This window comes from Streptomyces sp. NPDC102270 (genome assembly GCF_044766405.1).
In the GTDB taxonomy this organism is placed as follows: domain Bacteria; phylum Actinomycetota; class Actinomycetes; order Streptomycetales; family Streptomycetaceae; genus Streptomyces.
Genome location: NZ_JBIWLX010000002.1, coordinates 500,129 through 522,462, shown reverse-complemented (window position 1 = coordinate 522,462; position 22,334 = coordinate 500,129). Strand labels below are relative to the sequence as shown.

General features: G+C 72.4%; 18 protein-coding genes. 7 read left to right on the top strand and 11 right to left on the bottom strand.

Features of this window, described 5'->3' with window-relative positions; all coding sequences use genetic code 11:
- Positions 1 to 45: 45 nt before the first annotated feature.
- The 6 genes from ACIRP7_RS05280 to ACIRP7_RS05255 form a co-directional block, all read right to left on the bottom strand.
- A complete protein-coding gene (locus ACIRP7_RS05280; protein ID WP_403654185.1) occupies positions 46 to 1,026 on the bottom strand; it encodes a cation diffusion facilitator family transporter in 981 nt (326 codons plus the stop codon).
- 158 nt (positions 1,027 to 1,184) lie between these two features.
- A complete protein-coding gene (gene manA, locus ACIRP7_RS05275; RefSeq protein ID WP_403654182.1) occupies positions 1,185 to 2,336 on the bottom strand; it encodes a mannose-6-phosphate isomerase, class I in 1,152 nt (383 codons plus the stop codon).
- 44 nt (positions 2,337 to 2,380) lie between these two features.
- Positions 2,381 to 3,508: an SIS domain-containing protein gene (locus tag ACIRP7_RS05270; protein WP_403654179.1), complete on the bottom strand. Its 1,128-nt coding sequence runs from the start codon at positions 3,506 to 3,508 to the stop codon at positions 2,381 to 2,383.
- 169 nt (positions 3,509 to 3,677) lie between these two features.
- Positions 3,678 to 3,848, bottom strand: a complete 171-nt coding sequence (locus tag ACIRP7_RS05265) for a Trm112 family protein (RefSeq protein WP_403654176.1) — start codon at positions 3,846 to 3,848, stop codon at positions 3,678 to 3,680.
- Positions 3,849 to 4,416: 568 nt separating this feature from the next.
- Positions 4,417 to 5,784 (bottom strand): phosphomannomutase/phosphoglucomutase, encoded by a 1,368-nt coding sequence (locus ACIRP7_RS05260; RefSeq protein ID WP_403654173.1) that lies wholly within the window; start codon positions 5,782 to 5,784, stop codon positions 4,417 to 4,419.
- A 104-nt stretch (positions 5,785 to 5,888) separates the two neighbouring features.
- Positions 5,889 to 6,311 (bottom strand): DUF3499 domain-containing protein, encoded by a 423-nt coding sequence (locus tag ACIRP7_RS05255; RefSeq protein ID WP_352388874.1) that lies wholly within the window; start codon positions 6,309 to 6,311, stop codon positions 5,889 to 5,891.
- Positions 6,312 to 6,615: 304 nt separating this feature from the next.
- Here ACIRP7_RS05255 and ACIRP7_RS05250 point away from each other — a divergent pair, with 304 nt between their 5' ends.
- Positions 6,616 to 7,059 carry a metallopeptidase family protein gene (locus ACIRP7_RS05250; RefSeq protein WP_352388875.1) on the top strand — a complete coding sequence of 148 codons (444 nt, stop codon included), beginning with the start codon at positions 6,616 to 6,618 and terminating at the stop codon, positions 7,057 to 7,059.
- A 22-nt stretch (positions 7,060 to 7,081) separates the two neighbouring features.
- On the opposite strand, the gene ACIRP7_RS05245 is transcribed toward ACIRP7_RS05250, so the two are convergent.
- From ACIRP7_RS05245 to ACIRP7_RS05235, 3 genes are all read right to left on the bottom strand, one after another.
- Positions 7,082 to 8,590 (bottom strand): DUF5719 family protein, encoded by a 1,509-nt coding sequence (locus ACIRP7_RS05245; RefSeq protein WP_403654170.1) that lies wholly within the window; start codon positions 8,588 to 8,590, stop codon positions 7,082 to 7,084.
- Complete coding sequence (locus ACIRP7_RS05240; RefSeq protein ID WP_403654167.1) at positions 8,587 to 12,252, bottom strand: glycosyltransferase; 3,666 nt, start codon at positions 12,250 to 12,252, stop codon at positions 8,587 to 8,589. The genes ACIRP7_RS05245 and ACIRP7_RS05240 overlap by 4 nt, the downstream gene beginning before the upstream one ends.
- 183 nt (positions 12,253 to 12,435) lie before the next feature.
- On the bottom strand, positions 12,436 to 12,699 hold the full coding sequence (locus ACIRP7_RS05235) for a WhiB family transcriptional regulator (RefSeq protein ID WP_003990679.1): 264 nt from the start codon (positions 12,697 to 12,699) through the stop codon (positions 12,436 to 12,438).
- 699 nt (positions 12,700 to 13,398) lie between these two features.
- Here ACIRP7_RS05235 and ACIRP7_RS05230 point away from each other — a divergent pair.
- The 4 genes from ACIRP7_RS05230 to ACIRP7_RS05215 all read left to right on the top strand — a co-directional run bounded on the left by ACIRP7_RS05230 (position 13,399) and on the right by ACIRP7_RS05215 (position 17,422).
- Complete coding sequence (locus ACIRP7_RS05230; protein ID WP_403654164.1) at positions 13,399 to 13,908, top strand: cysteine dioxygenase; 510 nt, start codon at positions 13,399 to 13,401, stop codon at positions 13,906 to 13,908.
- 34 nt (positions 13,909 to 13,942) lie between these two features.
- Positions 13,943 to 14,902, top strand: a complete 960-nt coding sequence (cofD, locus tag ACIRP7_RS05225) for a 2-phospho-L-lactate transferase (RefSeq protein ID WP_403654161.1) — start codon at positions 13,943 to 13,945, stop codon at positions 14,900 to 14,902.
- A 143-nt stretch (positions 14,903 to 15,045) separates the two neighbouring features.
- Positions 15,046 to 16,344, top strand: a complete 1,299-nt coding sequence (locus ACIRP7_RS05220; RefSeq protein ID WP_403654280.1) for a coenzyme F420-0:L-glutamate ligase — start codon at positions 15,046 to 15,048, stop codon at positions 16,342 to 16,344.
- A gap of 70 nt (positions 16,345 to 16,414) precedes the next feature.
- Positions 16,415 to 17,422, top strand: a complete 1,008-nt coding sequence (locus ACIRP7_RS05215; RefSeq protein WP_403654158.1) for a DNA-3-methyladenine glycosylase family protein — start codon at positions 16,415 to 16,417, stop codon at positions 17,420 to 17,422.
- Positions 17,423 to 17,459: 37 nt separating this feature from the next.
- On the opposite strand, the gene ACIRP7_RS05210 is transcribed toward ACIRP7_RS05215, so the two are convergent.
- Both ACIRP7_RS05210 and ACIRP7_RS05205 read right to left on the bottom strand, forming a co-directional pair.
- Positions 17,460 to 18,542, bottom strand: a complete 1,083-nt coding sequence (locus ACIRP7_RS05210; protein ID WP_403654155.1) for a sugar phosphate nucleotidyltransferase — start codon at positions 18,540 to 18,542, stop codon at positions 17,460 to 17,462.
- 146 nt (positions 18,543 to 18,688) lie between these two features.
- Positions 18,689 to 20,110 carry a peptidoglycan recognition protein gene (locus ACIRP7_RS05205; protein ID WP_403654152.1) on the bottom strand — a complete coding sequence of 474 codons (1,422 nt, stop codon included), beginning with the start codon at positions 20,108 to 20,110 and terminating at the stop codon, positions 18,689 to 18,691.
- A gap of 129 nt (positions 20,111 to 20,239) precedes the next feature.
- Here ACIRP7_RS05205 and ACIRP7_RS05200 point away from each other — a divergent pair, with 129 nt between their 5' ends.
- Both ACIRP7_RS05200 and ACIRP7_RS05195 read left to right on the top strand, forming a co-directional pair.
- Complete coding sequence (locus ACIRP7_RS05200) at positions 20,240 to 20,974, top strand: TIGR03089 family protein (protein WP_403654149.1); 735 nt, start codon at positions 20,240 to 20,242, stop codon at positions 20,972 to 20,974.
- A gap of 119 nt (positions 20,975 to 21,093) precedes the next feature.
- Positions 21,094 to 22,278: an LCP family protein gene (locus tag ACIRP7_RS05195; RefSeq protein WP_403654146.1), complete on the top strand. Its 1,185-nt coding sequence runs from the start codon at positions 21,094 to 21,096 to the stop codon at positions 22,276 to 22,278.
- The last annotated feature ends 56 nt before the right edge of the window (positions 22,279 to 22,334 follow it).

Below are 22,334 nucleotides of genomic sequence, written 5' to 3'. Positions count from 1 at the left end.
CCCGGTGCGGGGACGCGGGCCCGTACGGCCACTCCGGGCCGGTGATCAGTGCTCGGCGGGGTGCTGTGCCGGTCCCCCGGGGGTCGCCTCGCGGTCGGGGCCCTTGAGGGCCTCGGCCTCGCTGTAGATGTCCGGTTCGAGGTAGATGACGCGGGCGATGGGGACGGCCTCGCGGATGCGGGACTCGGCCGCGTTGATCGCGGAGGCGACTTCGCCGGCCGTGTCGTCGTGCTGGACGGCGATCTTGGCGGCGACCAGCAGTTCCTCGGGGCCGAGGTGGAGTGTGCGCATGTGGATGATGCCGGTGACGGTGTGGCCGTCGACGATCGCGGCCTCGATCTTCTGGACCGCCTCGATGCCGGCGGCCTCGCCGAGCAGCAGGGACTTGGTCTCCGCCGCCAGGACCAGGGCGATCAGGATGAGCAGGATGCCGATGCACAGGGTGCCGATGCCGTCCCAGACGCCGTCGCCGGTGAGCAGGGCCAGGCCGACGCCGCCGAGGGCGAGGACCAGGCCGACGAGTGCGCCGAAGTCCTCCAGGAGCACGACCGGAAGCTCGGGTGCCTTGGCACGGCGTACGAACTCCTTCCAGGAGAGGTTGCCGCGCAGCGGGTTGGACTCCTTGATGGCCGTCCGGAAGGAGAAGCCCTCGGCGATGATCGCGAAGACGAGGACGCCGACCGGCCAGTACCAGCGCTCGATCTCGTGCGGGTGCTTGATCTTCTCGTAGCCCTCGTAGACGGCGAACATGCCACCGACCGAGAAGAGGACGATGGAGACCAGGAAGGCGTAGATGTAGCGCTCGCGGCCGTAGCCGAAGGGGTGTTGCGGGGTGGCCTCGCGCTGGGCCTTCTTGCCGCCGACGAGCAGCAGGAACTGGTTTCCGGAGTCGGCGAGCGAGTGCACGCCCTCGGCGAGCATCGAGGACGAGCCGCTGAACGCGAACGCCACGAACTTCGATGCCGCGATCGCGAGGTTGGCGCCGAGTGCCGCCACGATCGCCCTGGTTCCGCCTGACGCGCTCATCTGGTCGCGTTGTCCCTTCGCCTCAAGTGCCTCTACGCCGTCCAGGCTCTTTGCCCGTCCTTTGCCGGTGGGCCATTCTTGCAGCCCCGCCCGGCACGGACGTCTCAGCCGTCCACAGGGCCGGTCATACGATCACACGTCTCAGTGGTCCATGCCGGTCACACGATCACGGTCGCCCGGAAGACCGTGCCCGTGCCCGACACCTCGGCCTTCTCGCCCGCCGGTACGAACACCGACTGGCCGGGGCTCAGTTCGTCTGCCCCGACTCGCACGGAACCTGCCGTGCAGAGCACAATCTGCGGGGTCGGACGGGTCAGGTCGTGCGGGGCGACGCCCTCGGGAAGGACATACCGGGACAGCCGGAACTCGTCGATGGGGGTCTCGTAGACCTCCTCGCCGTCGGGGGACGCCTCGGGGCGCAGTACGCCCGGGTCGGCGGCCTCGAAGCGGACGATGCGCAGGAGTTCGGGGACGTCGACGTGCTTGGGGGTCAGGCCGCAGCGCAGGACGTTGTCGGAGTTGGCCATGATCTCGACGCCGAGGCCGCTGAGGTAGGCGTGCGGGATGCCGGCGCCGAGGAACAGAGCCTCGCCGGGCTGGAGCCGGACGTGGTGGAGGAGCATCGCGGCGATGACGCCCGGGTCGCCCGGGTAGTGGTGGGCGATGGCGGCGTAGGGGGCGTGGTCGCCGCCGAGGCGGGCGCAGGCGGCCGCGGCCTCGGTGACCGTGTGGGCCATCTCCTCGCGGTCGGCGGTCAGGACGGCCGTCAGGACCTCGCGCAGGGCCGCCTCCTCGGGGCGGGCGTGCAGGAGGTCGACGTACGGCTTGAGGGAGTCGACGCCGAGCGCGTCGAGCAGCTCGGCCGCGCGCGCGGGTGCGCGGAAGCCGCACAGGCCGTCGAACTCGGTGAGCGCGCAGATCAGTTCGGGCTTGTGGTTGGCGTCCTTGTAGTTGCGGTGGCCCGCGTCGACGGGGATGCCGCGGCGCTCCTCGTCGTCGTAACCCTCCTTCGCCTGGGCGAGGTCGGGGTGCACCTGGAGGGAGAGCGGGGCGCCCGCGGCGAGGATCTTGAGTAGGAAGGGCAGGCGGGGGCCGAACCTGGCGACCGCCTCGGCGCCGAGCTCCTTCACCGGGTCCGCGTCGATGACCTCGGCGAGGCTGCCCCGGCCGGTGCGTGAGGGGGCTCCCGGGTGGGCGCCCATCCACATCTCCGCCTGCGGTTCACCGGTCGGCCGGATGCCGAGGAGTTCGGGGATGGCGGTGGTGGATCCCCAGGCGTAGGGGCGGACGGTGTTCTCGAGGCGGTCCATCAGGCTCTTTCTCTACGTACGGCTTTCAGGGCGTCCCGGCAACGTCAGGCTCCCGAGGCGAGCGCCAGGTAAACGGCGGCGAAATCCGTGACGGCGATCAGTTCCGCGAGGGTCTCGATCTCGCCCCCGGGCTCCGGTTCCAGCTCGCTGATCGGCGTGTCGTGGCTCAGGGCCAGGTCACGGGCGGCCGGGGCGGCGCTGAGTCCGCCGATCGGACGGTCGCGAAGGAGCACCACGCGTGCGCGTAGCGCGGGGGACTCCTCGACACGGTCGCGGAAGAAGTCGTCGGGGTCGGCGCTGGCGGCCAGCGGTCCGGCGAGCAGCGTGCTGTGCGCGGCGAGGGCTTCGGGCAGTTCGCAGACCACGGACGGGCAGCCGGAGAGCTCGGCGAGGGCTGCGGCGAAACGACGGCCCGCGGGGCCCGCGGAGGTGCCCTCGGTCCAGATCACGGGGAGCGCGTCGGCCAGTTCGGAGGCGAGGGTCTTGGCCGGGTTGCTGTAGGTCGCGATGGCGGGGCCGCAGCGCTCGGCGATGTGGTCGAGGCGACCGGCGATCTTCTCGAGGGTGTCGGGCGGGGCGGTGAGCAGGCCGGTGCGGTCGAGGATCGCGAGGAGCGGGGTGAGCAGGGCCCACAGGACGCCGGGGGCGGATGCGGTGAGGGATGTGTCCTGCTCGTACGGGGCGGTCGCCATGGGCACGAACAGGCCGTGGGCGCCCTCGACCGCCTCGAAGAGCGGGGTGCGGGCGGGGGCCACGGCGACGACCGTGCAACCGCGGCGGTAGGCCTGGTCGGCGAGCAGGGACAGGCCCGGCTCGGTGCCGTCGGGCGTGGCGATCAGAAGCAGGTCGACCGAGCCCGCCCAGCCGGGGAGTTCCCAGCGCAGGGCGCCCGCGGCGGGGGCGACGCCGGTGGGGGCGAGGCGGGTGACGGGGCTGCCGGCGCCGGCGAGCGTGCCGAGGAGGTCGGCAACGTGGGTGGCGGCGGCGCCGGGGCCCGCGATGAGGATCGCGCGCGGGCGGCCGTCGGGCTTGAGGTCGTTCACCCCGGCCTCGACGGCGAGCCGGGCCGCTGTGCGGACGCGGGCGCCGGCCTCCGCGGCGCCGCGGAGCAGGCCTCGGCGGTCGGCCTCCGAGAGGGCCTCGGGGGTGTCCAGCAGCGATTCGTCGAGCATGGGCGGCAGCCTCCGATCGCCGGGTCTCCGGGACGCCGGCTTGTCGCTTCACCGGGTGTCGCCGGTCGCGCGGGTCCGGGACACCGGGGTCGCTGTGGGTCGCTGTGTCGTTGTCGCTCACGGCAGCGGGGACGCTGTCCCGCCTACGGCGACAGCGGGGCATGGGGCATTACGCGGGGCGGCGGGCCTCGTCGACGAGGAGAACGGGGATGCCGTCGCGGACGGGGTACGCCAGGCCGCAGTCCTGGCCGGTGCAGATCAACTCGCTGTCCTGGTCCTTGAGGGGGGCGTGACAGGCCGGGCAGGCGAGGATCTCCAGGAGGCCGGCTTCGAGCGGCATGGGGGTTCCCTTCGGGGCGATACGGCTGCTTGTGCGGATGTGCCTGGTCAGGGTACCGCCGGGGAGAGTTGGGCGCGGGGCTTGGGGCGAGGTCGCCGGTTGGGGTCCCGTCGCGGGTTTCGCCCCCGCGCGGGGGCTGCGCCGCGCGGACAGCGACTGGGGCGAGGGGGCGTGTCCCGTGGACTGGCTGGACTGGCGCGGATCTGCGACCGCTCGGGCCCACCGGGCTCCGCTCCGGCCCCCTCCCCGGCCCCGCCCCGCGAGGGGCGGCGGAATGGCCGCAGATCTGCGGCCACTGGGGCCCTGGGCTCCGCCCCTGCACCTCCGCCGGGGCCCGCCCCGGGCCTCGGGAGGATCCGCCTCAAAATCCGGCCAGGCCCCGCCACCCGGCCCCGCCGGCCCTCGAGGGGCGCCCCGCACTCACGGGCCGGACGAGCTTCAATGCTCGGGCCGACCGCCTTGTGCGCAGCAACCCTGCGGGGTCCGGGACGGGGCATGCGTGCCGGCGCCTCCCACCCAGCACCGCCCGCCGGTCCGCCCACGAACACGCCTCGGTCCGGGAGTTGCGTCAGGCCCTGATGATCGCCAGTACCTCGTCCCTGACCTTCGTCATCGTCGCCTCGTCCCTCGCCTCCGCGTTCAGGCGCAGGAGGGGTTCGGTGTTGGAGGGGCGGACGTTGAACCACCAGTCGGGGGTGGTGATGGTGAGGCCGTCGAGTTCGTCGAGCTGTACGCCCTCCTGGCCCTCGTAGGCCGCCCTGATGGCCTCCAGGCGGCCTGTCTGGTCGGCGACCGTGGAGTTGATCTCGCCGGAGCCGACGTAGCGGTCGTACTGGGCCACCAGGGACGACAGCGGGCCCTCCTGGCCGCCCAGCGCGGCAAGGACGTGCAGGGCCGCCAGCATGCCCGTGTCGGCGTTCCAGAAGTCCTTGAAGTAGTAGTGCGCTGAGTGCTCGCCGCCGAAGATCGCGCCGGTCCTCGCCATCTCGGCCTTGATGAAGGAGTGGCCCACGCGTGTGCGTACCGGTGTGCCGCCGTTCTCCTCGACGACCTCCGGGACCGACCAGGACGTGATCAGGTTGTGGATGACCGTGCCCTTGCCGCCGTGCCTGGCGAGCTCTCGGGAGGCCACGAGGGCGGTGACGGCGGACGGGGAGACCGGGTCGCCGTGCTCGTCGACGACGAAGCAGCGGTCGGCGTCACCGTCGAAGGCGATGCCGAGGTCGGCCCCCTCCTCGCGGACGCGCTTCTGGAGGTCGACGATGTTGGCCGGGTCCAGGGGGTTGGCCTCGTGGTTCGGGAAGGTGCCGTCCAGCTCGAAGTACATCGGGACGGTGTCCAGGGGCAGTCCGGAGAAGACGGTCGGGACGGTGTGGCCGCCCATGCCGTTGCCCGCGTCGACGACGACCTTCAGGGGGCGGATGGAGGTCAGGTCGACGAGGGAGAGCAGGTGGGCCGCGTAGTCCTCCAGCGTGTCCCGCCCGGTGATCGTCCCCGTCGAGGCCGCCGGCTCCGGGGCGCCCGACTCGCTCCACCGCTCGACCAGTTCGCGGATCTCGGCGAGCCCGGTGTCCTGGCCGACCGGCGCGGCGCCCGCGCGGCACAGCTTGATGCCGTTGTACTGGGCGGGATTGTGGGAGGCCGTGAACATCGCGCCCGGCAGGTTCAGCGCGCCGGAGGCGTAGTACAGCTGGTCGGTCGAGCACAGCCCGATCTCGGTGACGTCCACGCCGAGGGCGGCCGCTCCGCGCGCGAAGGCCCGCGACAGGCCAGGGGACGTGGGCCGCATGTCGTGACCCGTCACGATGGCGCTCGCCCCGGTCACCTGGACGAAAGCGGCGCCGAAGAGCTCGGCCAGCGTCTCGTCCCACTGGTCGGGAACGACTCCCCGCACGTCGTACGCCTTCACGAGCTGTGACAGATCAGCCACGGCCAACCCTTCTGAAAGTCCTGTCGGTCACCACAAACTACCCGTAGCCACTGACAGCGGGCTGTGCGGGAGCTGAGTGGACTCCGACGCCCGCAGGAGAACAGGACAGGTCAGTTGTCGGGAGAACGCAGCACCCGGAGGTGACCTCGGCGCGCGACCTCCATCGGGTCGGCCCGCCGGGCCCCGCCCGCCTCGGCGGCGCGCTCCTGCGGACGGGCCGCCTCGCGCACAGCGTTGGCAAGCGCTTCCAGGTCGTCCCCACTGGGCCGGGCCGGAGCCGAGGCGTCGAGGAGCCGGACGACTTCCCAGCCGCGCGGGGCGGTGAGGCGCTCGGAATGCTCGGCGCACAGGTCGTAGCAGTGGGGTTCGGCGTAGGTGGCGAGCGGGCCGAGGACCGCGGTCGAGTCGGCGTAGACGTACGTCAGCGTCGCGACGGCGGGACGGCCGCAAGCGGTGCGCGAACAGCGACGTACAGGGCTCACGACGTTGGACGGTACCGCACTCTTGAGCGGGCCGCGACGACTCTCCCCCAGGTCACTCCACCGTGTCGTACTGTGAAACGCCCCACACGCCACTCCGATCACACCACCATGACCTGCGCGGACACCCCTTTTCGAGGGACCGAACACATCTGAACCCGGTCACAACTCGACACAAACCATGCCAATTGCCTTGAGATCGACGGCTCGGAGAGATATGGAATCGAGCCGAACCTTGGCTGGAATGGTCAACTGCCGACACGCCGTACGAGGTGGCCGTACGTGGTTTCGGACCGCGTCCGGGGTACCGCGTGGGGGTCGGGCGCCGGAGGGCGGCGAGGATTACCCTTCACCAGTGATGGACAACCCCGTACCGCCCCGCGCCACCAGCCCCGGGCCCCGCCGCCGTGATCGCCACGGACGGGGCATGCGCGGGCCGATCGCCCCGCCGCAGGTGCCGCTCGCCGCGAGCCGGGCGGAGGCGTTCGCGGACCTGGTGCAGGACTCCGTCGAGCGCCTTGAGCGGCGCTGGCCGCAGCTCGCCGACATCGACTTCCTGGTCCTGGAGGTGCCCCGGCTGGACGGACAGTCCTGGAACGACGAGGCGGTACCGCTCGGCGGGACGATCGCCGCGCGTGAGGGGCGCCCCGCGCGCGTGGTCGTCTACCGGCGCCCGGTGGAGATCCGCACCAAGGGGCGCGACGAGCGGGCGGCGCTGGTGCACGAGATCGTCGTGGAGCAGGTCGCCGAGCTGCTGGGGCTTACTCCCGAGACGGTCGATCCGCGGTACGGCGAGGACTGAACCGCCCGCGGATCGCCACGGGCTACTTCTGGAGCACCGACAGGTCCTGGTCGGCCTCCGGCACGGCCACCATGCCCCGGTCGTTCGGAAGGGTCTGGATGGTGAAGCCCGGGACGCCGTCCTTCGTCGCCGCCAGGGTGCGGGCGCCGTAGACCGGGCCTCCCGACACATGCTCCACCGTGAGGGCGTACGTGCCCTTGAGGCCGGTCGGGGTGGGGGCCTCCACGTTCTGGGTGGTGCCCGCCTTGAGGGTGAACGTCTTCGAGACGGCCTCGCCGCCCTCGCTGCCTGCCGAGGCCGTGACCTTGACGGTGGCCCCGCGCGTGGGGGCGGCCAGGGAGAGCGTGGTGCCCTTGGCGCTGTTGTCGGCGACCGTCGCGCGGGTGCCGACGGGACGCGTGGCCGGGATGAAGGCCGTCTCCTGGTCGGCGCCCTTGCCGCGGACGACCCGCAGCGCGGCGACCACCGGCACGGAGGTGTCGGTGGGGGTAAGGACCAGCGAACCGGCCTCCCCGCGCGTGACGTCACCGAGGTCGGCGGAGGCCGTCATGCCCGCCTTCACATGCAGCGTCTCGTTCCCGGCGGGGGTGATCAGGCCGGACGGGGACGCGAGCTGCACCTTCAGGTCGGCGTCGGAGTCGCCGGGCGCGAAGGCGACCAGGCGCACCGCGGTGGCGTCCTTCGGGATGCCGGGCAGCACCAGGCTGCCGGACGGGTCGGTGGACGCTGCCAGCCAGTCGCCGCCGAGCTTGTCGTCCAGCGCCTGCACGGCCGCGCCCACGCGCCCGCTGCGGACGTTCACATGGACGGTGAGGTTCTCCTGCTTCTCCTCGGTGAGCGTGGACAGCAGGATCGGGTCGCTGGAGTGCGGCGCGACCGTGATGCCCTCCCCCAGCGTGGAGTCCAGGGCGCCGTCCTTGCCGTAGAGCTCGATGTCGACGACGGCGGCGGAGTCGTCGGGGTTGGTCAGATGCACGTAGTCGGTGCGGTCGGCGGCCGTGCTCGCGCCCGGGAACCAGAACTCGGTGTCGGGAGCGGAGCAGTTGACGCCCTGCAGCCCGCGTCCGGAGCCCGCGGCGACCTCGGTGGTCTCCTGGACGGTCCAGCCCGGCGCGAACTTCCCCTCGGCGGTGCCGTCGAGCGCCGGTGCGTCACCGCCGGAGGTGTCACCGGTGGCGGGCTTGCCGGGCTCCCCGGGTTCGAGGACCGGCTTACCGGCCTTCTTCCCCTTGCCCTTGTCCTTGTCCTTGCTCTGGCTCTTGCTCTTGCCGTCCGACTTCTCGGCCGCCGCCTGGAGTTCGGCCTTGCCACCGCTGCCCGCGTCCTTGGTGACGGGCGTGAAGGACGTGTACGACGTCTCCGCTATGTCGGAGGTGCTCGGCGACGGGCACAGCAGGCTGGTGCGCTCCACGGGCAGCGCGACGGCCGTCCCGGCGGTGCCCGCGGTCTTCGGTGAGCTGAGCGTGGCGAACCCGGTGACGGCGGCGAGCGCGGCGGTGCCGGCGATGAGGGACACGGTGGTGCGGTTCACTGCTGACTCCCGTCGGGGCGCTCACTGCCGGTGGGGTCCGGTTGCTGCTGCGCCGGGTCGTACGCGGGGTCGTAGCCCTGGTCGTACTGCTGCTGCTCGTACTGGCCGCCGTACGTCTGGTCGTACGGCGTCTGCTGGTTCTGCCCGCCGTAGGCGTACGGGTCGTACTGGCCGCCCTGGTAGGGGTCGGCCTGGTACGGCTGCTGGTCGTAGGCGCCCGCCGGGTACTGCTGGGCGGTGCCCTGGTACTGGTCGCCGGCGTAGGTGCCGTACTCGGCGTTCGCGTAGCTCGGGGCGTCCCAGTCGCCGTAGGACTGCTGCTGCGGGACGGCGGCGGGGGCCTCCTGCGGAGGTGCGGGGAAGTCCTCGGGCCCGGTGCTCTCCTCGGCCTCGGCCTGGGCGCGCAGCCGGCGGGCTCGGCGGCCCTCGCCGGCCACGGCCTGGGCGGGGATCGCCGGCTCCTCGGGCAGGTCGTCGTCGACGTCGCGGCGGCGGCCGGGCAGGGCCATCACCACGAGGACGACGGCGAGGAAGCCCTGGATCCACAGCCAGAGGGTGTGGGTGAAGGGGTCGTCGAAGGTGACGTCCAGCTTGCCGCCGGAGGCGGGCAGTTCGAAGCCCTGGGCCCAGCCGTCGACGGTGGTGCGGGTGAGCGGGCTGCCGTCCAGGGTGGCCGTCCAGCCCTCGTCGGCGCTGTCGGCGAGGCGCAGGATGCGGCCGTCGGCGCCGGCCGGGATCGTGGTGTGGATGTCGACGGGGCCCGCGGCCACCGGCTGCGCGGTGCCGGCACCGGACTTCGCGACGATCGTCGCGCGCGCGACCTCCTGGTCCACCCGCCACAGTCCGCTGCCGTCCTGCTGGCTGAGCCGGGTCAGGCCGGGTGTGGCGTCCAGCACGCGCGTGACCTGGCGGGGCGCGCCCTTGTGGACGAGGACGTACCGCACGGCGAAGCCGCCGAGCTGGTCCGCCTGGTCGGCGCCGGAGCCGGCGACGAGGTTGGCGACGACCTTGTCCAGCTTGCCGTTCTCACCGTCGGCCGCGGCGAGCTCGGCGTCGCCGAGGCGGGCGCCGGAGCCGCGCACCAGCATGTAGCCGACGTGGGTGGAGGAGTCGCTGTCGAGGACGAGGGTGCGGGCCTGGTCGCGGGTGCCGCTCTCCTCGGCGACGAACGCGGGCACCTGTACGGGGTCGCGGCGCTCCAGCGGTCCGTCGGCGCCGCCGATCATCCAGCCGGCGGCGACGAGCAGCGGGCCCGCCGCGGAGGCGAAGGCGATCAGGGCGGCGACCGGCTGGCGCCAGCCGAAGCTCTGCTCGGCCACACGCGCGCGTGCCCCGTCGGCGCCGAGCACGGCGGCGGCCAGCAGGGCGAGGCCGTAGACGAGGGTGGCGGGGCCCGCCCAGGTCGACTCGTTGGACAGGACGGCGAAGACTAGGCCGACCAGGGCCACCGCCCAGGCCGTCCAGATGCCGAACTGCCGCTCGGTGCGCAGCAGGGCGGCCAGCGCGGCCAGCACCACTCCGATGAGCATCAGGCCGTCGACGGTGCCGGGCCCGCCGGGGCTCGCGCCGAGCAGGTCCAGGGCGGAGGCGGTCGAGGAGCCGTACTCCAGGCCGGCCTGGTCGAAGAAGCCGAACGGGAGCAGCGTCAGCGACCAGGGCGCGAGGACCAGCAGGGGCATGCCGAACTGGGCCAGGAAGCGCAGGCCGTAGGCGGTGATGTCGGTGCGGCGCACCGCCAGCAGGCCGATGCCGAGGATCAGCGTGATCGGCCAGATGATCGGCGTGAACGCGGTGGTGATCGTGAGCAGGAGGGCGAACGCCCAGGTGGCGCGCCAACTGCCACGCGCGCCCGTGCTGCTCGTCAGGCCGCCGGCCGCGACGCCCGCGCGCGCGATGAGCGGCAGCAGGACGGCGAGGACGGCGGTGCCGACGCGGCCGCCGGCGAGGCCGCCGGTGGCGGCGGGCAGGAAGGCGTAGACGACGGCCGCCCACGCGCGCAGGAGGCGGGACTCGACGAGCGGGCGGGAGGCGAAGTAGGCCGTGACGCCGGCCAGTGGCACCGAGCAGACCAGCAGGACCGTCAGGGCGAGACCGGTCGAGCCGAACAGCACGGAGGACAGCGCGGCGATGATCGCCAGGTACGGCGGCGCGGACGGGGTGCCGCCGGCGCCCACCGCGTGCCACGCGTCCGCGTAGCGCGACCACAGCTCGCTCGCGTCGGCCGGGGCGGGCAGCAGGGCGCCGCCCGACAGCGCGCCGCCGCCCAGGAGGTTGCGGCAGGCGACCAGGGCGACCAGCAGCAGCGCCAGGAAGAGCACCGGGCCCGGCTTGCGGGCGATGCGCTTGAGGCGGGCGAACTGTTCGATCTCCAGGAATTCCGCGTCGTCGCCGCCGGGCCCGGACTCGATGCCGCCGCCGTGGCGTCCCGCCGTGGAGGCCTCGGTGTCGGAGCCGCCGAAGAGGTTGCCCGCGACCTGCTCCACGGTGGCCCGTACGGTCGCGCCGGGCGGCGGGAACAGCTGTCTGAGCTCGTCCTTGTCGACGACCGGCTTGCCGCGCCTGCTGCGCCCGGCGATGATCCGCTCGGGCCGCAGCAGGGTGCCGAGGAGACCCCGGATCTCGTCGAGAGCCTGTCCGGGGACCTTGCCGACGAGGTAGGCCACGGTCCGCAGCAGAGTGCCGATGACCAGGCGCACCAGCACCCAGGGCAGCGCTGCCGTACGGGCGTTGACGAGCAGGGTGTAGGCGGCGCCGGCCTTGTCGACCTTGTGCGGGGAGGCGGTGGTGCGGCCCGCGCAGTCGACGGTACGGCGCTCGCGGGAGGCCGCCTCGGCATGGCGTACGACGGCCTCGGGGGCGATGAGGACGCGGTGGCCGGCGGCCTGGGCGCGCCAGCACAGGTCGACGTCGTCCCGCATGAGGGGCAGGCGCCGGTCGAAGCCGCCGAGCTGCTCGAAGAGGTCGCGGCGGATCAGCATGCCGGCGGTGGACACCGACAGGACGGACCGGACGTGGTCGTGCTGGCCCTGGTCCTGTTCCCGGCGGTCCAGGCCCGTCCAGCGGCGGCCGGAGTTGGCGATGGAGACGCCGACCTCCAGGAGCTGCCGCTTGTCGTACCAGCCGCGGAGCTTGGGGCCCACGACGGCGACGTCGTCGCGGCCGAGATCCAGTTCGTTGTCCACGACGCGCAGCAGCTGGGCCAGGGCGTCGGGCTCGGGGGCGCAGTCGTCGTGCAGTAGCCACAGCCACTGGACCGGCTCGCCGTGCGGCAGCTCCGGCAGGTCGTAGGCGTCGTCGCGCCACGTGCGCGTGACCGGGTCCCAGCCGCTCGGTCGCTTGAGGTACGGCAGCTCGTCCGGGGTGAGGAGGGGGGCGGTGCGGTTCGCCTCCTCGACGGCCTGGCCGAAGCCGGTGCGCCGGGCGAGGTGCAGGACCCGGTCGGCGCCGAGGGCGTCGGTGACCAACTGGGCCGAGTCGTCCGCGCTGCCGGTGTCGGCGGCCATGGCGAACTGGACGGGGCGCTCCTGGCCGAGCAGCCCGGCGAGCGCGTCGGGCAGCCAGCGGGCGCCGTCGTGGGAGACGAGCACCGCGGTCACCACATGACGCGGGAACTCAGGAGTGGCAGCGAGGTCTTGGGCTGCCGTGTGGCTGTGCACGGACATCGAGGTACGGGCCCCGGTTCGGTGGACTGCGGTGGACGCCTGTGCCCTGAGGGGGCGGCGAGGCGTCTCGGACGAGCGCCCACACTATCGGCTGGGCAGGACGACGGCCCGCCGCCTGTGGATAACCCGGGTGCGACGGGCCGTTCGGTTGCGTACGGAAAGTGCGGTGGAGCCTGCCTCGCCTCAGACGGCGGCCTTCTTCAGCCTGCGGCGTTCGCGTTCCGACAGGCCGCCCCAGATCCCGAAGCGCTCGTCGTTGGCGAGGGCGTATTCGAGGCACTCGGAGCGGACCTCGCAGGAGAGGCAGACCTTCTTGGCCTCGCGGGTGGAGCCGCCCTTCTCGGGAAAGAAGGACTCGGGGTCGGTCTGGGCGCACAGTGCGCGCTCCTGCCAGCCGAGTTCCTCGTCCGCGTCGTCGACCAGCAGTTGCTGCACCAGCTCGGTCATGTGCGCCCCTCGTCTGTCTTCGCGTCCCCGTGTGACGGCCGTTACCGATTTCGGCTGAACGACACGAGTGAAATTACAAGTGTGCTGCTCCGGGCGAGTCAAGCCGAGATCTGCTATTGGGTCCCTTATTCACTCTGCGGAACCAAGGCCTAGCTGAAAGTGTTCAAATCGGCATAAACCTTGACAGGCAGACGAGACCCGAGAGGGCTACCGAGCCGCGCCAGGCCTTGGGGACCTGTGCAGGGAAGGACGCCCGCCAGTTCGAACTCGTTCCGTACGCACCCGGGGAAGTCGCGTTGAACTCACGGCCCGTGCGCCCGGTTGTGCGCCATGTGTCCCGGTCGACGCCTGAACAAACCTTTCGCCATGGAGATGGACCGGATGAGGTGAAACATGTCCCACTTCCAGGGTGTCGAGTTGACAGTGAAGGTGTGAGCCGCTGTCCTTGTGGGCATGCTCGCGAACTTGGCACTCACCTCGACCCGCACGGCCGGGTCCCACGGTGCTGCCCGCGCTCGCTGTAGCTGTTGTTGCTGTTCCAGCTGTTGAGCCCATCGCGCTCCGGCTGCTCCTGAGTCCACCGTGACTCGGCTGCTTGTGCCCCGCCCGCACCAGGGCATTCCTGTCTTCCCGTGATCCGGGCGGACGGTACGTGACACCCAGCCAGCCCCCACTCTTCGCCGAGGACCACCGCATCCCATGAACAGCGACAACGACCTCCAGATCGCCGGCGACCTCCTCGAGGTCCCGCACCTCCTCCAGGCCCCCAGCGAGCACCCGGCCACCGTCGCCGACTTCGTCGGACTCGCCCGTTCCCTCGCCGCCGACCGCTCGCAGTGGGCGCACCTCGTCCAGTACGACGCGACGAGCCGCTGGTACCACCGGCTGCGTACCGGACCCGGCTACGAGGTGTGGCTGCTGTCCTGGGTCCCCGGTCAGGGCAGCGGGCTGCACGACCACGGCCGCTCCTCCGGGGTCCTCACCGTCCTGGAGGGCGCGCTGACCGAGCGGGCCGAACGGGGCACGCGCACGCTGGGGGCGGGAGGGCAGCGAGTGTTCGCGCCGGGGTACGTGCACGAGGTCGTCAACGACGCGCTGGAGCCGGCGGTGAGCCTGCACGTCTACTACCCGGGCCTGACGGAGATGCCGATGTACACGGCCTGCACCGCCCGCGAGAGCTACGACGAGGTGGACGCCGTAACCGCGTGACGCGATGTCGTACCCGCCTGCAAGACTGGCTTCCATGCGAATCGTGGTTCTGGCAGGCGGCATCGGCGGTGCCCGTTTCCTGCGTGGTCTGAAGCAGGCCGTGCCGGACGCGGACATCACGGTCATCGGCAACACCGGGGACGACATCCACCTCTTCGGGCTGAAGGTCTGCCCGGACCTCGACACGGTGATGTACACGCTCGGCGGCGGCATCAACGAGGAGCAGGGCTGGGGGCGGGCCGACGAGACCTTCCACCTCAAGGAGGAGCTCGCGGCGTACGGGGTGGGGCCCGAGTGGTTCGGGCTCGGGGACCGGGACTTCGCCACCCACATCGTGCGGACGCAGATGATCGGTGCCGGGTATCCGCTGAGCGCGGTGACCGAGGCGCTGTGCGACCGGTGGAAGCCGGGGGTGCGGCTGATCCCCATGACCGACGACCGGGTCGAGACGCATGTCGCGGTCGAGATCGACGGTGAGCGCAAGGCCGTGCACTTCCAGGAGTACTGGGTGCGGCTGCGGGCGTCCGTGCCGGCCCACGCGGTCGTGCCGGTGGGCGCGGAGCAGTCCAAGCCGGCGCCGGGGGTCCTGGAGGCGATCGGGGAGGCGGACGTCGTGCTGTTCCCGCCGTCCAACCCCGTCGTGTCCGTCGGCACCATCCTCGCCGTGCCCGGGATCCGTGAGGCGATCGCCGAGGCCGGGGTGCCTGTCGTGGGCCTGTCCCCCATCGTCGGGGACGCGCCCGTGCGCGGCATGGCCGACAAGGTGCTGGCGGCGGTCGGCGTCGAGTCCACTGCCGCGGCGGTCGCCGAGCACTACGGCTCGGGGCTGCTGGACGGCTGGCTCGTCGACACCGTGGACGCCGGCGCGGTCGAGCGGATCGAGTCGGCCGGCATCCGCTGCCGGGCCGTACCGCTGATGATGACCGACCTCGACGCGACCGCGCGGATGGCCCAGGAGGCGCTGGAGCTGGCGGAGGAGGTGCGCGGAGCGTGAGCGGCGAGGCGTCGCAGGGGACGCGGGGCACGGCGGAGACGCCGGAAGCGGTGGCCGGGGCCGGGCGTGGGTCGGGGGACGGCTCGGCGCAGGGGGCCGGCCGCGAGACCGATGGGGCCGGGTCCGACGCTGTCGGTGGCGCGGTGGGCGGGGGTTACCGCGTGTGGGCCGTTTCCGGGCTGCCTGAGGTCGCGCGGGGGGACGATCTCGCCAAGCTGATCGCCGCCGCCGAGCCGGGGCTAGTCGACGGGGACGTTCTGCTCGTCACCTCGAAGATCGTGTCCAAGGCGGAGGGGCGGGTCGTCGAGGCGGGCGACCGGGAGGCCGCGATCGACGCCGAGACCGTACGGGTCGTGGCGCGGCGCGGGCCGCTCAGGATCGTGGAGAACCGGCAGGGGCTGGTGATGGCCGCCGCCGGGGTGGACGCCTCCAACACCCCTTCGGGGACCGTGCTGTTGCTGCCCGAGGACCCGGACGCGTCCGCGCGGGCGATCCGGGACGGACTGCGGGACGCCCTCGGGGTCGAGGTCGGGGTGGTCGTCACCGACACCTTCGGGCGGCCCTGGCGCGCCGGGCTCACCGATGTCGCGATCGGCGCCGCCGGGGTGCGGGTGCTGGACGATCTGCGGGGCGGGACGGACGCGTACGGCAATCCGCTGAGCGCGACCGTCGTCGCGACGGCCGACGAACTGGCCGCCGCCGGTGATCTCGTCAAGGGCAAGGCCGCCGGGCTGCCCGTCGCCGTCGTGCGCGGGCTGGCGCATGTCGTGGCTGAGGGGCACGGGGAGGGGGCGCGGGCCATGGTGCGTCACGCGCGCGACGACATGTTCCGGCTGGGCACCTCGGAGGCGGTCCGGGAGGCGGTCACCCAGCGCCGTACCGTACGGGCCTTCACGGACGAGCCCGTCGACCCCGGAGCCGTACGACGGGCCGTCGCCGCGGCCGTCACCGCGCCGGCGCCGCACCACACGACGCCGTGGCGGTTCGTGCTGCTGGAGTCCGAGGGCGCGCGGACCGGGCTGCTGGACGCCATGCGGGATGCCTGGATCGCCGATCTGCGGCGGGACGGGAAGTCCGAGGAGTCCATAGCCAAGCGGGTGCGGCGCGGGGACGTGCTGCGCAACGCGCCGTATCTCGTCGTGCCCTGTCTGGTGATGGACGGGTCGCACACGTACGGCGATGTGCGACGGGACGCGGCCGAGCGGGAGATGTTCGTCGTCGCCGCGGGGGCCGGGGTGCAGAACTTCCTCGTCGCGCTGGCCGGGGAGCGGCTGGGGTCGGCGTGGGTGTCGTCCACGATGTTCTGCCGCGGTGTGGTGCGGGAGGTGCTGGGGCTGCCGGAGGGCTGGGATCCGATGGGGGCCGTGGCGGTGGGGCATCCGGCGGAGGAGCCCCGGCCCCGGCCGGAGCGGGACGCGGGGAGCTTCATCGAGGTGCGGTAGTGGGCCTCTGCTTGCGCCTAGTCTCATAGGGCTGCTCCCCCGGTTCCTCTCGTATCCCAGGACTTCACTCGTGGCAGGACGTTTCGCTCCGCGCCCCACGCGTACGACCGTGCGCGGCGGGGAGGTCGTCGTGCCCGCCGCCCGGCGGGAAGCGGCGCCGGTGCAGGCCCCGCTGGTGCGGAGGTGGACGCCGGGGTGGCCCGTCGATCTCGGGCTGGTGCTCGGGGCGCTGCGGCGCGGGCCGGCCGATCCCACCTTCCGGGCTCTTCCGGACGGGTCCGTGTGGCGGGCCAGTCGTACACCTGCCGGGCCCGGGACCCTGCGGGTGTGCGTGTACGGCGGTGAGGTGCGCGGCGAGGCGTGGGGGCCGGGGGGCGAGTGGCTGCTCTCGCAGCTGCCGGAGCTGCTCGGGGCCGCGGACGATCCTTCCGCCTTCGTGCCCCGGCATCGGGTCGTGGCGCATTCCTGGCATCGGCGGCCGGGGTTGCGGCTGACGCGGACCGGGCTGGTGCTGGAGTCGTTGATCCCTTCCGTGCTGGAACAGAAGGTCACCACCGACGAGGCGTACCGGGCGTGGCGGATGCTGGTGCGGAAGTTCGGGGAGCCGGCGCCCGGGCCCGCGGCGGGTGGGCGGCTGTGGGTGATGCCGGCGCCCCGGACCTGGGCGTTGATTCCGTCGTGGGAGTGGCACCGGGCCGGGGTGGACAACAAGCGGGCCTCGACGATCCTGCGGGCCGTGCGGGTGGCTGCGCGGCTGGAGGAGGCGGTGGGGATGTCTCCGGCCGCCGCGCAGGCCCGGTTGGAGGTCGTGCCGGGGGTGGGGCCGTGGACCTCCGCGGAGGTGGTGCAGCGCAGTCACGGCGCGGCGGATGCGGTGACCGTGGGGGATCTGCATCTGCCGGGGATCGTGGGGTTCGCGCTCGCGGGGGACCGGGACGCGGATGACGCGGCGATGCTGTCGTTGCTGGTGCCGTATGCGGGGCAGCGGCATCGGGCGGCTCGGTTGATCTTGCTGAGTGGGCGTACGCCTCCCAGGCGGGCGCCGAAGATGACCCGGGGAGACATCGGGCGGTTGTGACCGGTGTGGGGGCGCCGTCGGGGCTGGGTTTCCGGATTCACTGGTCCGACGAGAAGCGGACCGCTCCCGCCGGGATCTGCGCGTCGCACCAGACCCGCGCGCCGTCCCTCAGCTCGTTGTCGGCGCCGATGATCGCGCCGTCGCCGATGACCGTGCCGGTGAGGACCGAGCGTTCGCCCACGCGGGCCCTGGTGCCGATCAGGGAGTCGGTGATGACGGCGCCTGGTTCGATCACCGCGCCCGGCAGGATCGTCGAGCCGGCGACTCGCGCGCCCTGCGCGATGTACGCGCCCTCGCCGACCACCGTGCCGCCCGTCAGCTTCGCGTCGGCGGCGACCCTTGCCGTGGGCAGTATCAGGCGGTCGCCGCAACGGCCGGGTACCGCCGGGGAGGGGGCCCGGCCGAGGACCAGGTCCGCCGAGCCGCGGACGAAGGCGGCGGGGGTGCCGAGGTCGAGCCAGTACGTCGAGTCCACCATGCCCTGGAGGTGGGCTCCGGCCGACAGGAGTTCGGGGAACGTCTCGCGTTCGACCGAGACCGGGCGGCCCTGCGGGATCGTGTCGATGACCGAGCGGCGGAAGACGTACGCGCCCGCGTTGATCTGGTCGGTGACGATCTCCTCCGGGCTCTGGGGCTTCTCCAGGAAGGCGAGGACCCTGCCCGTGTCGTCGGTGGGGACCAGTCCGTAGGCCCGGGGGTCCGTCACCTTCGTCAGGTGGAGGGAGACGTCGGCGCCCGTGGTCTCGTGGGTGCGCACCAGCGCCCTGATGTCCAGGCCCGTCAGGATGTCACCGTTGAAGATCAGGACCGGGTCGTCGGGGGCGGAGTGCAGACGGGCGGCCACGTTGCGGATCGCGCCGCCCGTGCCGAGGGGCTCCTCCTCGGTGACGTACTCGAGGTGGAGCCCCAGGGACGAACCGTCGCCGAAGTAGGGCTCGAAGACCTCCGCGAGGTAGCTCGTCGCGAGGACGATGTGGTCGACGCCCGCCGCTCTGGCCCGGGCCAGCTGATGGGTGAGGAAGGGGACGCCTGCCGCGCGGACCATGGGCTTCGGGGTGCGCACCGTGAGGGGCCGCAGCCTCGTGCCCTTGCCGCCGACCAGGAGGATCGCTTCTGTCACCTGTCGTCTCCGCTTCCTGCCGGGACCGGCCCGAACTGTCTTTCGACCGGCCAGTGTATGCAGACCGTTGTGCTGCACCTTCGGCGGCCGTGCGGCATTCGCGCCTGCCCCCCGACGGCGGTGAAACGGATGGTATGAACCGACCGTCAACGGCCCTGGAGACGGGCGGCTGTCGTGCGGGTGGATCCGAGTTTGCGATAGAGCTGCCGTCCGGGGCACTCCGTGGCGAAGCCGTCCCGGTGACCGGAGATCACGTTCAGTCGTACCTTCCTACCCTTCGGATAGCGGTTGCCACCGCCCGACTTCAGATACGTCTTGCCCTTGGGGTTGGCGCCGTGAAGGCCGAGCTTCCACGCGGCGAGTTGTGCGATGGCCCTCGTCGCGGCGGCGGGCGGCTTCTTGGAGCCGTAGCTGCCGAGGACGGCGATCCCCATGCTGTTGGAGTTGAAGCCGAGGGTGTGGGCGCCGAGGACCGGCTTCGCCACGCCGCCCGCCCGGCCCTCGTAGATGTTTCCGCACTTGTCGACGAGGAAGTTGTAGCCGATGTCCCGCCAGCCCATGCTCTTGACGTGGTAGCGGTAGATACCGCGAATGAGCGAGGCCGCCTGCGTACAGCTGTACCCGTTGCCGGACGCCGTGTGGTGCACGAAGGCCGCCTTGACCTTCTTCGTGTAGACGAACGTCCGCTCGCGCAGCCCCTCGTCGGCGCCCCAGCCGTGCCGGGTGACGATGCGCGGGCGCGGCCCGATGTACGGCTTCACCCGCTGCTGCCCCGTCAACTCCGCCGCACGCAGGGCGAACAGTTCCTGTTCGGTCTGCTGCCGGTCCAGCGCCGGGATCTCGGTGGCGCCGAGGCCGACGAGACCGGCGTTGGCGGCGGAGGCGTCCATGGCGGCGTCGGCATCGGCGGGGTCGGCGGTGGGCGCGGGGCGAGGTGCGACAGCGCGCCGGGGTGCGCCGGCCGCGCTCTCCTCGCCGGTGGGCTCCGGTGCGCTCTCGCCCGGGTCCACGAGTTCCAGACGCAGACCGGCGGGAAGCGGGGCGGTCGTCGTCGCCGTACGGGAGCCGCGGGCCGTGTCCTCGGTCCTGCGGTCGGCCTCGGCGCGGACCCGTACCTCCACTCCGTCGGAGTCACCCACCCACAGCGGTGCCGTGGCGCCGTGGACGCGGCCGGAGGTGCGCTCGGCCGTGCCGGGGTCGGCGGCGTCGTCGTTGTGGATCTCCAGATCCTGCCAGCCCGACCAGGTGTCGGCGCCGACCGCTCGGGTGCGGACCTGGACGCGGCCGTTCAGGACGGCGTCCGGGTCGTCCCAGATGACGCCCACGAGGGAGAAGTGCCGTACGTCCCGGCGTGGCAGGCCCTGTTCGGCGACCGGGGCGAGGGTGCGGTCCCGGGAGACGAGGGGCGCGAGGGGCAGCGACTGGGTGCCCCCGAGGGCTTCCGCGCCCGATGCCGGTCTCACGGCAGCCGGGGACACCGGTCTCGCCGCGAGCGCGGGCGAGGTGAGGGGAAGGGCGAGGGCGAGGGCGCAGGTGACGCCGACCGAGGAAGCAAGAAGTCCACGCATGCTCCCGATCCTGAACATAGTCATATAAATCTGTCCATCGGGGAACTGACGGGCCGTCGGGTGCCGTTGCGCCGAACCGGTGGCCCCGCGCGGAGGTGTCCGGCCGCGGGCCCGCGTACGCTTCTGCGGGTGAACGCCACCGATCGCACCCCTGCCGACCTGCTGCGTTCCGCGCTCGCCGCGGACCCCGGACGCCCCCTGGTGACCTTCTACGACGACGCCACGGGTGAACGTGTCGAATTGTCCGTGGCCACCTTCGCCAATTGGGTGGCCAAGACCTCGAACCTCCTCCAGGGCGACCTCGCCGCGGCACCCGGCGACCGGGTGGCGCTGCTGCTGCCCGCGCACTGGCAGACGGCGGTGTGGCTGCTGGCGTGTGCGTCGGTGGGGGTGGTCGCGGACGTGGGCGGCGACCCTTCGGCGGCGGACCTCGTGGTGAGCGGGCCGGATTCGCTGGCGGCGGCGCGGGCGTGCTCCGGGGAGCGGGTCGCTCTCGCACTGCGACCGCTGGGGGGCCGGTTCCCGCAGACGCCGGACGGGTTCGTGGACTACGCCGTGGAGGTGCCGAGCCAGGGTGACCGGTTCGTTCCGTTCGCGCCGGTGGATCCGGACGAGCCCGCGCTGGTCGTGGCGGGCCGGGAGTTCAGCGCGGCGGAGGTCGTCGAACGGGCCCGGGCCGAGGGGACGGGGGATCGCGTGCTGTCGGGGCTGTCGTACGACACGTGGGACGGGTTGAACGCCGGGCTGTACGGGGCGCTCGCCAACGGGGGGTCCGTGGTGCTGTGCCGTCATCTGGAGCAGTTGGGCGAGGAAGGGCTCACCAAGCGGATCGAGAGTGAGCGGGTCACGGCCGTTCGCCGGTGACCGGACGGCCGGACACCGGGTGCGGTCACCCGAGTGGAGCAGTACCGGCCGCCCCCGGGAAGCGGTCCGCGTCATGGTCGTACGGACAGACCCGTACGCCATGAGGGGTGGGCCGACTCGTGACCGACACTGCTCGCGGCCTCGGGCCCGGCCTCGGGGCGTCGGCCGACGGTGAAGGGCTCATACGCCGGCGCCGGCGGCGGTGGCTGCGCGGTGCCGGGCTCGCCGGCGCCGTCGTCGCCACGGCGGCCGGCGGTACCGGATGGGCCGTCTACGCCAAGCTCGACGGGAACATCACCGCGGACGACGCCGCCGCCGCGGAACTCGCCCGGTACGAGAAGGACCGGCCGACCTCGCTCGTCAAGGGCGCGCAGAACATCCTGCTGATCGGGTCCGACTCACGGTCGGGCGACGGGAACGCGCGGTACGGGCGGGACTCCGGGACCGCGCGGTCGGACACCACGATCCTGTTGCATCTGGCCGCCGGGCGGCGGGCCGCGACCGCCGTGTCGCTGCCGCGGGACCTGATGGTGGACGTGCCGGCCTGTCTGGGGCGGGACGGGACCCGCAGTGAGCCCATGTTCGCGATGTTCAACCACGCCTTCCAGATGGGCGGTTCGGCCTGCACGATCCGGACCGTCGAGAAACTCACGAACATTCGCGTGGACCATCACATGGTCGTCGACTTCCATGGGTTCAAGGACATGGTGGACGCCGTCGACGGGGTCAATGTCTGCCTCGCCGAACCGATCGACGACAAGGCGGCCAAGCTGCGGCTTCCGGCAGGGCGGGTGACACTGAACGGCGAGGAGGCGCTCGGCTATGTGCGGGCCCGCAAGTCCCTCGGCAACGGCAGCGACACCGGCCGGATGGACCGTCAGCAGCGCTTTCTCGGGGCACTCGTCAACAAGGTGCAGAGCAATGACGTACTGCTGAATCCGGTGAAGCTCTATCCCGTGCTGGACGCGGCGACTTCCTCGCTCACCACCGATCCCGCACTGGCGAGTCTGCGCGGCCTGTACGAACTCGTGCGCGGACTCAGGCACATCCCCACCGAGCGGGTGCAATTCCTTACCGTGCCGCGGGAGTCGTACGTCTACGACGCCAATCGTGATCAACTCGTCGAACCCGAGGCCCGGCGGCTCTTCGAACGGTTGCGCAAGGATGCGCCGGTGAAGGTGACGGAGAAAGCCCCGAAGGTTTCAGAACATTCTCCCGACGAAGAACCCTATGGACAATCTGAGAACGGCGACGGGACCCCCGCCTTCCGCGGCAACACGGCCGCCCAGGACACCTGCGGGTAAAGCGTTTACCAAGGCGACGAAGCCGTGTCCGGGCAAATGGGCGGATTGCCCGGTTG